The following is a 12,824-nucleotide window of genomic DNA, read 5'->3' on the forward strand; positions in this document are numbered from 1 at the left end:
GTTTAATAAGCCCTGAAGTGATTTGGTTTTTATGATTTAACCATTGTTTTGAAATATTTGTTTGTTTAAAAGTCTGATTTGTAGAAAAATTTAAAAGACAATCAGCAGATAACCTGAAGATTATTCTTCCTCACTGTTCATCCGTGAGGTTGGTGAAAACAGACATTTACATCGAGGGAAAGTTTAGTGGGTAGGAACACTGTATATTTCAAGAAACAACATCAACTCTTTTTAGTTGCAACATTGTTATTCCTGCTAATTTCGGCTAATTATGCCTCTTTGATCCCTAGTGCTACTGCGGAAACGCTTACCCCTGAGGAGCAAAAAGGTTTGTCTATTCTTAGCAATGTGATGAGCCTTGATGTTGGAAAATACGCCGTGACCCTAAAAGAGTATTCACAAAACTACTCTGTTGATTATCTTAGTTCTTTCTCTCAAAAGACTGTAGGTTTTAACCTAAATTCTAGCACGAGTAAGCTTAATGTTCTTTGTTCTTTTGCGAACGGGAATTTGCATATGATTCAGGTGCTTGAAAATGAGGGATCGCCAAGCATGAGCAAGACGCTACTAAACAATAATGCTGGTGAACTGGCTAAAGACTTTCTTAGTAACTACCAAGCATACACCAATGACCCAGTTTATGGGGCTTTAAGTATAATGCTTGATAGTGTAGACGGTAACAAGAACCTTACTCAAACTTCAGATAACTCACAGCTTGAAGTATCTGCTATCAGCGGTTACAGTGCTTTCAAATGGGAATTCATGTCTAACGGAGTGGTTGCTCCAAGCAAGTTCATAGGCATAGGCTTCGCTAATGGGTCCCTTACATATTTTATTGATAATTGGAGTATTTACCAGGTCGAAAACACAGATGTGAACCTTTCTGAAAAAGAAGCTATAGCTATAGCTCTCCAAGCAGCTAAGTCTCATTCTTGGAGCTTTGAGTTAGACAAAGATGCTTTTGATATGAAGAACTTCAACGAGTCAAACGTACGCTGGGTTTCTTTGATTTTTGACAGCTCCGAGGGGGCAACTAATACCCGTTCTGCTGATTCTCTGAAGCTCTATCCAGTTTGGCGTGTTGCCGTTGCTCTAAACAGATGGTACGAGAATTTATACGGTGTAGAGGTTGATATCTGGGCTGATACAAAAGAAGTGAGGAGTGTTGAAGAGGCTTGGTCAACGCTGACTCCACAGGATCTAATGCAGTCAGAAAACTTAGTCGAAATGTCACAAACAAGAGGTTCTGATTTAACCGATAACCACGGTGTTACTTTGTCTTCACTTGGTATGTTGTCAAGTTTGTCTTTCGTATTCGCATTTATGTTGATTACTGGAACAATAATTTGGATCATTATAAAGAAAAACTTGACTCTTGGTCTTCACAAGCGTCTCCAAAAAACCAAAGCCACGACCGCAATGAAGAGGCGTCTTCCCCAATTAATTACAAGTTTATTGATTGGCTTTTTAATCGTCTCTTCCTTGAACGTTTCTATGCAGACTCCAATGGTTGAAGCAACCACTCCAACTGGAGGTGCTGTAGTTTGGGGGTCGGAAAGCATTGGCGCATACAACCCATCGCTTGGTTATAGTCTCCGGAAAAATAATACGGAAGTGGAAGCTCAAAAACAAGTGGCTTCACATATTGCAGGTTGTTTTAACGCTTGTGGGTATGTTTCTTATAATCACCAAGGAAACAACAGTAGTGGCTCTCTAAAAGAAAGCATCATGGCTAACTTGACGACGTTTCTATCGCTTTATGATAAGCTAGCAGTTGTTGATTTTGACCATGGCGTAGGCTTATCGTTCAATAATACGTCAAATAGTACAGAATTTCATTTTATGTTCGAAGATAATAATGGAACAAAAATTGGTCAACAATTTCCTTTATCAACCTTTATTGAAAACGGCGTTTTCGACATGGATATCTACAATCTTACCTCATGGGGAGAAGTTACCTTTGCCTTTATTAACACTTGTATGTCTGCGAACTACAACAATCTAAATGGCATAATTACACTAGAAGATAATGCTAGTTCAATTACGCAAGGCATACTCAACCCGAATGACCCCCCGAGTCAATGGCGCGCACGAAGTATGCCTTTTGCTTGGACCCACCGTACAGTAGCTAACATGAGCGATCAAACGCAATGGGTTGGTATTGCATACAACATGAGTGCTGATGGTTATGCCCATCCAGATGGGGGACCTCAAGTGTACATAGGCTTTCCATTTGGTTCTGCGTCTTTGACACAAAAAATACCCTACGAGAATGGTACCCAGTCATATGACGTTTGGGTACGGTCATTCTTTTCAAAGGCATTGAACACTCAGTATCCCATGACTGTGACTCAAGCGTTAGATAGTGCTTCAATATTATATTGCGGCACATATTTTGGGAATTCAGATCTGCGGAAAGGGTTTGGTGCTTACTGGTGGGAGGAGAATAAGACTGATATCGCGTATGACGGATCCACTATGGCGGTTTATGGCAATGGCGATATTTTCATTCAGAATCCTGCGCCTATCACTCCTGCACCCGTTCCAGCACCAACACTTCAATGCCTTACATCGCCCACATGGGTTGATACCCGCTTATCATTCGATGCGGGTACTGTTTCTCCAGAAAATGATATCTATTACACTTTTGATTGGGGCGATAACACTCCTCGATTCACCACAGGACCAAACGCCAGCGGAGTCTCTGGCTTGGGGGAACATACATATGGTTTCCCAGGACAGTATAATGTTACTGTGTGTGCTGTGGATTCAGAAGGAAACCATAGTGTTTGGTCAACCCCTCTTATGATTAATGTTGAAAATCTACCACTAAACAATACTGCACCCAGTACACCTATCCTTGACGGTCCTTTGTCTGGATACGTCAATACTACCTATGTCTTCAGTGCGAATGCAACAGACCCAGAAGGTAACGACATACGTTACACGTTTAACTGGGATGATGGCACAGGGCAGATCACGATAGGTCCCCTTCCAAGTGAAGAGACAGTGTACGCGATACATAACTGGACGTCCGCAGGTCAATTTGCAGTAACAGTTAAAGCTACAGACATTGTAGGCGCATCAAGTAACTGGTCTGATCCTCTGGTAATAAATATTCAAGAGCTACCTCTACCACCTCAACAACGGCTAAATATTATTGATTCTGGCTCGTCGGGAACTACAGACCCGCCTTCAGGCATATATTACTATAATCATGGTTCTCAAGTGCAAGTTAGAGCCATTCCCAGCGACGGCTGCACTTTTTTACATTGGATATACGATGGTGCCACTTATTGTGAGAACCCCATAACAATCACCTTAGATACCGTCGGAATAATGCACAACCTATGCCCCGTATTTTACCAACCCCCAACATACTACCCATTATACTTTAGTGCCTCGGATAACCAAGATGGAGTTGTAACACCCGATGTTTATCTAGACGGGGAATACATGGGAACTATGTCTAACCAAGTTTTCTACGTATTACCTGGGACTCACACGTTACAGGTAAGCGTCCCCGATGGGTTATCTTTCCAAAACTGGACCTCTAGCGATGGTTATACCTACTACAGTAACCCAATTGGAATATACGTCGGCGGTAGCGCCCAATACTGGAACGCTCATTTCATCCGTACATTACCTCAACCCGTTGCTATAACTGGACCCATAAGCTCTCTTACAGAGACCACTTCAAACGGTAATCAACGAAAAACTTTCTATGCTAATGACCATTTTTGGACCTTTTATACAACTAGTGACCATTTACATTGTATATCATCAACGGATGGCGTAACTTGGTCAGACGTTGTTGGTGTATCTGTAACCGTATCATTTGGATACAATTTTGATGTACATTATGACGGAACCAATATTCATCTTGTTTGGACATCACCTGGTGGTTACGGTAGTAATCCTCCCCCTGGACTTTATTATAAAAGAGGAACACCAAACTCCGATGGCACAATGAACTGGGGTGCTCAACAAACTGTTTGTTCGCCCACATCAGGCGTTCTAAATTACAAGCCGTCGATTACCGTCGATAGTAATGGTTTTCCTTGGATTGCTTATCAAAAAGTTCAATATGAGCCATCAGTACCCGGTTACGCTGAAACAGTATATGTCACGAAATCTTCACTAAACAATGGAATATGGTCAACAGCCGACGGCTTCCCATATCAATTAACCACGCCTAACGGCGGAGATACTCCAACTGTTCTTCCCTTATCCACAGGAAAAACGTTAGTTCTATACGGCGGCAGAGGTCAAAGTGACCCTATTTGTGCTCAAAGATGGGACGGCTCAAATTGGAGTGCTTCAGTGGCGACTCCCATTAGCGCAATTTCTTCAAAAAGCTATTCAGCAGTTGCACAAGGCGATGACGCACAACTAATCTATGTTACATCGACCAATAACTCAATTGTGCATGTGACTTACAATTACACAACCCACTCTTTCAGCCCTGAAACGATTATTCAATCTAGCGTCGGGTCTTTGAAATTTCCAGTTTTAGCCAAAACTGACGCTGATGATCTATACGCATTCTGGGCAGGCAGTCCATATCCTAACCACATTTACTTCAAAAAATATACAAAAACAACAGGAACATGGGATGCCAACCAAACGGACTGGATATATGATCAATACTTAACCAATACCTATCATCTGTTAACGTGTTCCCAACAAAACAATTTCGGGAAAATCGGGTTATTATATCTTACAAACTGTGTTAAGTTTGATTATCTAAATGCACCTACAACATATCCGCTCTGCATGTTAGAGGTTGACTATTCCCCCGGAGGAACAACAAATCTTCCGCCAAACACATACACTTATGAGCCAAGTACACCTGTTCTGGTTACTGCAACTTCCAATCCTGGTTTTAGCTTTGACCATTGGCTTTTGGACAGCGAAGACGCAGGAAATAACTCAACAATACTAATCACAATGGACAGCAACCACTCATTGGTTCCCATATTCACGTTATCCAGTGCAATAGGGCGTGTTCAAGGTAGTTTTAGAGGCACTGCAACTGGTACCGCTACCTCTATTAACGTTACATTAACAAATCAGCCAATAAGCGGGAACGTACTTGTCGCTGTAGTTGGTGCATGGGCTGGTGGTTACCAAGCTCAATCTATTACAAGTATAAGTCAAACAGGTGTTAATTGGAGTAGACAGGTATCAAGTAGTTCCACGAATATAGTTAGCGAAATATGGCTCGGTACAGTCGGGGCAGATGCTTCTACGTCAATTACAATTAATCTTGAAAACCAAATCTGCTACTATGGTGACTGCCTTTTGGGTATTGCAGATGTGTGCGAATACGAAGGTGTTTCTCTCTTTGATCCGTTAGACAAAAGTGCCATACGTCATGGCACCTCTTCTGACGATGGTGGTGATGGCTACGGTTATGAATATACAGGTACCACTGAAACAACCTCTCAAACGGATGAATTGTGGATTGGAGGAATTTTCTCATTTCTCAACGGTCCAATGTATGCGAGCAGCAATACCGGAAACGGCTTCACTTTATTTGACGGCTTAAGCACAGGAAAAGTTTCTTGTCTGGGGTATCTTGAAAAAATAGTTTCTTCAACTGGACAAGCGCATTCAGGAGTAAAAGACGTGGAGTTCACCAATTATTATGGCTGTATTGCGACATTTAAAGCAGGTACAAACTGTACTTTGACAATTACAAGCGGCGCTGGAGGTACCACGAACCCGCAGCCGGGTACTTACTCCTATGAACAAGGCAGCAATGTTCAAGTGATGGCATCCAATAGTAGCGGTTTCCATTTTGACTACTGGAACATAGATGGGCAAATCCTCTACGATAACCCCATAATAGTTACAATGGACAGCAACCACACTTTACAAGCCTATTTTGCGGAACAACAAACCGCTGTTGTATTCCAAGATGGATTTGAGAGCGGCAACTTTAGTGCATGGTCAAGTTACAACGGCACACCTACAATAGTCTCTTCACCGGTTAATGAAGGCACATATGCTGCAAATGCTACTGGTCCGGATTCTTATTGGCTGTTAAATCTCGAAGGTCAGGATAGTACGATCTTTTTTGCGGGTTATGTCCAATTTCCTCAGTTGCAGTCTAACGATGAAACCACTTATTGTATGGTCATTGCTGACGAAGAATACACTTGTAGTGTTTGGGCTGGTTCGTACGTCTACGGAAACTACAGCTACTGGCTTCTATCTTGCGATGATGAATACCTTTCTACATCCGCTAATATTCAGACCAACCACTGGTATTTCATGGAAATAGAGTATAACACCAACGGGTCCATCAACATGTGGATAGATGGTATACTTGTTGCCTCGGCTACGGGTCAGAGCTTACCAAATAACGCGGCTACGGCACTGGCTGGCAATCCATGGAGCGGTACACACCCGGGATTCATCAGCTACGGCGATAACTACACAATAGGTACACGTTACATACCCTATATCTGATGCGAAAAGACAAATCAACATGTCCGTCCTAACAGCAGTAAGCTCAAGGCATATAACTACTTTTTTAATGGGTTTGGCTGCTCGTTAAACTCTATCACTGTAATCATTTTGAAAAACAAGCGTAAATTAAACTTTGATGTGGACGGGGCGGGATTTGAACCCGCGACCTCCACGATGCCAACGTGGCGATCATACCATGCTGATCTACCCGCCCGATGTTGGGTTTGTAGCTAGCTTTTATCGTGCATCTTTAGCCTATAAGCGTTTCTTTGAATTGTGGGTTAATGTGGGGTCTTTGGTTGTTTTTTAGTTGTGTTACGGGTTGGGGGTGTGGTGTGGTTTGGTTGTTTGGGTGGATGTTTGGTGTTGGTTGTGTTTGAGGAGGCTTGTTTTTAGTATGTCGGTTATGGCGAAGCTGAGTAGTGCGTATCCCCATACGAGGGCGGCTAGTTCCCATCCGAGGGGGGTCATGAATATGCCGTAGACTGCTATGAGGGTGCCTATGACTTGGGTTATTTCTGCGGTGAAGAATAGGGATTTGGCGGGGAAGGGGCGTTCCCAGAAGTGGTTTGTGCCTGTGCGTGCGAGGTAGATGGTCATGTGTCCTCCTACGGTCATTTTGAGGAATATTAGTGTCTGTAGCATAGCGGGGTCTAGGTTTAGGGTGTAGGTGCCTATTAGGAAAAGGACAAAGCTTGAGATTACTCCTGTAGTTCCCAGAAGTGATGCTATTCTAAGTACGCTGTGCATGTTCCAGCGAACGGGGTTTTGCTGAATCTTTACCTTGTCGTAGGCAATCATCATGATAGGCAAATCGTTTAGCAGCGCCAAAATAATTATCATAACCGCCGTTAGGGGATAGACGTCAAAGACAAGAATAGCCAGCGTCAAGAAAATCAGTACACGAACGGTTTCGGCAATTCGGTAAATTGCATAGTTGTTCATGCGCTGGAAAATCTTTCGGCTCTCTTCTATGGTGTCAATTATAACCGAGAGCCCCATTTTGGTGAGGACAACATCTGCTGCGGACTTTGCCGCGTCCGTGGCTCCTGCAACTGCGATTCCTGCGTCGGCTTTTTTTAGTGCGGGTGCGTCGTTTACGCCGTCTCCTGTCATGCCTACTATGTGTCCGCGTTCTTGGAGTAGTTGTACGATGCGGTATTTGTGTTCGGGGAAGACCTGTGCAAACCCGTCTGCTTTATCCACAAGCTCAGAGACTTCATCTCCTGTTTTTTCCACGAACTCTGAAGCGTGAAGAACATTGGAGCCAAGATTTACTTCTCGAGAGATTTCTTTTGATACGGCTATGTGGTCGCCTGTTACCATTTTGACGTTGATTCCCAGGTCCTGAGCCGTTTTTATGGTCTGAGCAGAATCTTCGCGTGGGGGGTCATAAACTGCGAGCAAACCGATATAGCGCCATTTGCCTTCTGCTTCAGATTTAGCCACAGCCAATGCCCGATAACCCTTACTTGCAAAAGAGTTCACAACCTCCGTAATCTTTTCTTCCATTTCTGCATCGGGCGTTAGGGACAGGAAAATTTGGGGCGCCCCCTTGGACACCTTAATTGCTGTGGCGTTAGCTGTTTGGATATTTGCTTCGGTTCGTTTTGAAACAGGGTCAAAGGGCTTAAAATCAAGCACCTTATAAGCTGCAATTGTTTGGGCAACTTTTTTGTTTTCTTTTGCTTTAGCCAAAACAGCGTCATCAATCGGGTCATTGTTTTCTTCTCTAGATGCCAACGCGCCAAACAGCAGCGTATCTTCTACTGTGTAATCGCCAAAAGCCTCCACAGTAACAACGGTCAATTCATTTTTCGTAATCGTTCCCGTCTTGTCGGAGCATAAAACATCAACCCCCGCCATCTCTTCAATCGCAACTAGCTTGCTCACAATGGCTTCTTTTTTGGCAAGAGCAATAGCGCCAACAGCCATGGTCACCGTTAAAACGGCTGGCAACGCAACTGGAATGGCGGCGACAACCAAAACCAATGCAAACTGCAAAATTTCCAACGGATTTGCAGAACGCAAAAGGGTAACAACTAGCACCGTTGAAACCATTACTGCAGCCAGCGCGATTAGGTAGTTGCCGATTTTTAGAACTGCTTTTTGGAAGTGGCTTCCCGTTTTGGCTTCTTCTACTAGTTTTGCGGTTTTGCCAAAGAAGGTGGTTATGCCTGTTCCTACAACTGACGCGTTCATTTCACCTTGGCGAACAATTGACCCTGAAAAAGCAATGTCAGAGATGTGTTTTTCAACGGGCAGCGATTCTCCTGTTAATGCAGATTCATCCAAAAGCAGGTAATCGCCATTCATGAGTTTAATATCAGCAGGAACTGTATCGCCTAAACGAACCCTAACAACATCTCCTGGTACCAGTTGTTTTGCCGGGATTTCTTTCCAAACGCCATCGCGCAGTACACGTGCGTTAGGGGCTAGTCTTTTTTGAAGCATGGCTATGGCGTTGTCTGCTTTGTGTTCTTGCCAAAAACCCACCACAGCATTTACTACAAGCAACGTGAATATAATTGCAAAATCTTCCCAATGCTGAATAGCAACTGAGAGTCCAGCTGCCGCCTCAATCATCCATGGAATTGGTCCCCAAAAGTAGCTCAAAAACTTGCGTATGGGACTGACTTTCTTTTCTGGAATTTCGTTGGTGCCAAAGTATTGTAATGTTTTTTCTACTTCTTCGGAGGATAGCCCCGTTCTAGCATATTTTTCAAATGGGGTTTCTTCTTCAGAAGCCTGGTTAGATGCGGATAAACCCAATAATAAGCCTTCTAATCTACAAACCACAACTTTGGAACACACTAGCTCTTAAGTATTACTCAAAAACTCCATGATTTCTATCTGTTTTCTTTTAGCCCCAAACAAAACCTTTGTTTACGCCGCTTGAATCTGCAAAACTTTTATCAGATTCGCATCTGTTTGTTATGTTGATGGTAACTGTAGAAAGTCTCATGACTAAAAAACCCTTAACCATCGACGGAGAAAAAACTGTTTTTGAAGCAGCACAGCTCATGAGCAGAAAAGAAGTCGGTGACATCATTGTGGTAGATATGGAAATGCCCGTTGGCATAGTCACTGAACGCGATTTTGTAAGAAGAATAATAGCCAAGGGGCGCTCAGTAGATATGAAAGTTTCAGATATAATGTCAAAACCTCTAATCACCATTGAACCCAGTGCTTCAATTAAAGACGCCGCAAGAAAAATGGGCGAACACAAAATCAGGCGACTTCCAGTCATGAAAACCCACAAACTCGTAGGCATAATCGTCGCCTCTGACCTAACACGGCATGTAGGCAAAAAAACCTTCACCGAAGGCCTTCTCGACGCAATATGGCGCCACCCCCTACGATAACCACATCACCTTTTTAGGTGCTTGTTGAGTTTTTCAAGGTTTTTGCTCTTGCCTTTATCTGTGGACGAAAATGGCTGCTGTTTTTCGTAGTTTGCCGTCCGAGTAACTCTGAGTTGTCATCCCTTGCGGTCAAGCTAATGCCTTTTCATCATCCGGCACGGAAAATAAGGTTACGCCGAAGATAAAAGGGTTGGCAAAAATTGTAGTTGATGTTGAGGGTTTATTTGGTGGCTTGTTTTGGTGGGGGGTCTTTGGTGTAGTATTGGACGGTGTGGTCGGTTGTGAATCCGAGTTTTTCGTAGAGTTTTTGGGCGTTGCTGTTTTTTTCGGTTTGAAGAGTGTGGATTTTATTTCCTTTGGCTATGGAGTCTTTTAGGGCTTGTATGGTTAGGGCGGTTCCTATGCCGCGGTTTCGACACGTTATTAGGGTGCCTACGTCGAATATGCCGCCTATGCCTTTGGAAGAAAACAGGGCGCAGGTGCCAACGGGTTTTTCTTGGAGATAGCTTAGGTAGAACGTCCAGCCGTTTTGCAGGCAGTCACGGGTAAAATCGTCAAACCCGCTTTTCCATTCTGGGGGCATCTGGAAAATTGAAACCAGCAAATTGTTGAAAACTTCAATTTCCGCGTCCGTGGTTACCCTTTTTACGGTAAAGCCGTTGTCTGTTTCCTTGGGCAAGGTTTTGGTTTGGAGTACCATGACGGCTTGTTCGCCTTTTGGTTCAAACCCTGCTTGTTGGAGAAGAGAAACAAATGAGTTGGGGGTTAGCGGTGAAACCCTAAAACATGCATACGACATGCCCTTCAAGCGGAAATACTCTTCCACTTCTTCAAGCAGCACCTGCGTGTTCGCTTCGGGGTCAACTCCAGCTGCATGATTTAGCGCATACAACGGAATTTGGGGATAGCAAACAAATATGGTGCCTTCACGTTTTTTAGATAGAGATAATCCTAAAACAAGGTCACGCCAAAACAACTCCAAACGCTCAGTACAGCTCAAAGCAAACCCCGCCAACCTAAGATAATGTCTCCTGTTAAAGAATTCTTGTCTGTCACTGTTGTCTAGTCTAACCAGTTGCGTGATTTCATGATGATTTTTCCTGCGAATTTGGCTTTAAGCGCGCCTTCATAGGGGCACATTTCCACGCATCGCATACATAGCATGCAGCCTGAAACTGTTACGTCGCCGCCTTTCTTGTCGTAAATTTCAGTGACCTGCGTGGGGCAAACGCGTTTGCAGACGCCGCATTTGGTGCATTTCTCTGCGTCTTTTTCAAGTTTGGTTAGGGCTATTTGTTTGAATGGCGTGAATGTGCTGAAAAGCGCGGTTAAGCCTCCCAGCGGGCAGATGCGACACCAGAACCGCCTGTACGCCAGCGACAACGCCGTGACGATGATAAGCACGGTCAGGTTTATGGAGGTCACATAGAACCCTGTAAGGTAGAAGGGTCCATAGGTTATTTGGGCGACGTAGTCAAAATTCATGGAACCCACGGCGCACTGTGACAGCACGCATAAGGGACGCATGGGGCAAACCAGGCAGAACGGCTCGTTTATGTTGCCTACTATGCCTGCTTCGGTTCCTTCAGGTCCGCCTGGTATGGTGCCGGGTATGAGTTCGGTGCCAAGTATGGCGTAGGACCCGAATATGACGCTTAGAAGTAGCGTTATGGCTATGATGACGTAGGGTAGTTGCCCGATTTTGGCGTTGGTTTTGTCTGAGAAGGTGAGGTGACGTTTTTTGAAGGCTTTGCGTATGCGTGTGAGCACGTCCATGTACAAGCCAAAGGGACAGAGCCAGCCGCAGAAACTTCGCCCAAGCACCACCGACGCGGTTATGACTAACCCAAAGACGATGGCGAGTTTTTCGATGCCTGGCGTCGAGTAGAAGACTTGGTAGCCGCGTGGGTAATCCCAAAACGGAAAAATGTACGCCTGAATCTGCCACAACGCACAGGTCACGGTGCGTCCGTTAGGATAATAGCAGGCAAGCACAGGAACCGACAAACCATCAGGAAACTGGTTACCCAACAATTCAATGCCAACAAGGCGGTCACGCGGCGAACTGCCCAGCGGCGCCCACAGCGGCTGATTAAACGGTCCAAGAAAAAGCCCCATAAAAATAACTACAACCGCCGCGATTTGAACAAATAACCGCAGATTACTAACCCGACGCGTCTTGTCATTGCTAAACTTTAGAATCGCCAAAACACCCACTATAAACAGCAACAAGAAGGTGCCCACAACTATGGCATCCCAAGTTATGGGTGTCACTGTTTTGCCTCCCTGCGTTTGTTCACTTCTTTAACCGCCACGGCTATTGAAAGCGCAATGGCTGTTGTGATTCCTGCTGCGATGGCTACTGAATGTTTTTGGTAGGTGGTTAGGCTGCTGTTTTCTTGCATGTCTGGCGGGTAGGTTATGTAGAGTAGGGCGATGTTTTGGGCGTTTGTTGTTACTGTTAGGGTTTGTTTGTCTTCTGATAGGGTCCAGTCTTTGCCTTCGGGGACAAACTCGCCTTCCACAATAACGCTCCAGTCACGCGATGTAGTATACCAGCCAACATCAAACGTCTGCGAACCCTCACCCACAACAGTGTAACGCAGTATTCCAGTTGCGCCCGACGAAGCAAAGCGTCCATACGACCACACCGTGATGCTGCAATCCTGAACCGACAACCTAAACGCATCCACAAAAGAATCTCCAAACTGCAAACCCGAAAAAACCCACATATCATCCTCCAAAACCGCCGAAGTGTACGAGCCGTTTGACCCAAAACTTATCGTTCCGTTAAGCGCAGGTATTCTAAACTGGTCATCAGGCGTAAAAGAGGTTACATTTTGAGCCTGCGCACTCAAGCAAACAAGCAAAAGCCCCCAAACTATGCACACCGCCAACACGACGCTTGCCCTAATTGCTCTTTGGGTAATAACCAAATCCCCTTCGACGCTAAACTAAACTAACTCGCCAGCACTGGTATTT

At 44.5% G+C, this 12,824-nt stretch carries 6 protein-coding genes and 1 tRNA gene; 2 read left to right on the forward strand and 5 right to left on the reverse strand.

Going from position 1 to position 12,824, the window contains the following annotated elements; genetic code table 11:
• The first annotated feature begins 186 nt into the window (after positions 1-186).
• Complete coding sequence (locus NWF04_02985; GenBank protein ID MCW4005551.1) at positions 187-6,477, forward strand: PKD domain-containing protein; 6,291 nt, start codon at positions 187-189, stop codon at positions 6,475-6,477.
• A gap of 139 nt (positions 6,478-6,616) precedes the next feature.
• Here NWF04_02985 and NWF04_02990 read toward each other — a convergent pair.
• Both NWF04_02990 and NWF04_02995 read right to left on the reverse strand, forming a co-directional pair.
• Positions 6,617-6,691 (reverse strand) — tRNA-Ala (locus NWF04_02990).
• Between the two features lie 101 nt (positions 6,692-6,792).
• Positions 6,793-9,276 (reverse strand): plasma-membrane proton-efflux P-type ATPase, encoded by a 2,484-nt coding sequence (locus NWF04_02995; protein MCW4005552.1) that lies wholly within the window; start codon positions 9,274-9,276, stop codon positions 6,793-6,795.
• 143 nt (positions 9,277-9,419) lie between these two features.
• On the opposite strand from NWF04_02995, the gene NWF04_03000 reads away from it, so the two are divergent.
• On the forward strand, positions 9,420-9,842 hold the full coding sequence (locus tag NWF04_03000; GenBank protein ID MCW4005553.1) for a CBS domain-containing protein: 423 nt from the start codon (positions 9,420-9,422) through the stop codon (positions 9,840-9,842).
• 220 nt (positions 9,843-10,062) lie between these two features.
• Here NWF04_03000 and NWF04_03005 read toward each other — a convergent pair whose 3' ends face one another.
• From NWF04_03005 to NWF04_03015, 3 genes are all read right to left on the reverse strand, one after another.
• Complete coding sequence (locus tag NWF04_03005) at positions 10,063-10,842, reverse strand: GNAT family N-acetyltransferase (protein MCW4005554.1); 780 nt, start codon at positions 10,840-10,842, stop codon at positions 10,063-10,065.
• A gap of 62 nt (positions 10,843-10,904) precedes the next feature.
• Complete coding sequence (locus NWF04_03010) at positions 10,905-12,116, reverse strand: 4Fe-4S binding protein (protein MCW4005555.1); 1,212 nt, start codon at positions 12,114-12,116, stop codon at positions 10,905-10,907.
• Positions 12,113-12,778: a hypothetical protein gene (locus NWF04_03015; GenBank protein ID MCW4005556.1), complete on the reverse strand. Its 666-nt coding sequence runs from the start codon at positions 12,776-12,778 to the stop codon at positions 12,113-12,115. The genes NWF04_03010 and NWF04_03015 overlap by 4 nt, the downstream gene beginning before the upstream one ends.
• Between the last annotated feature and the right edge of the window lie 46 nt (positions 12,779-12,824).

The organism is Candidatus Bathyarchaeota archaeon (assembly GCA_026014465.1).
In the GTDB taxonomy this organism is placed as follows: Archaea; Thermoproteota; Bathyarchaeia; order Bathyarchaeales; family Bathycorpusculaceae; genus JADGNF01.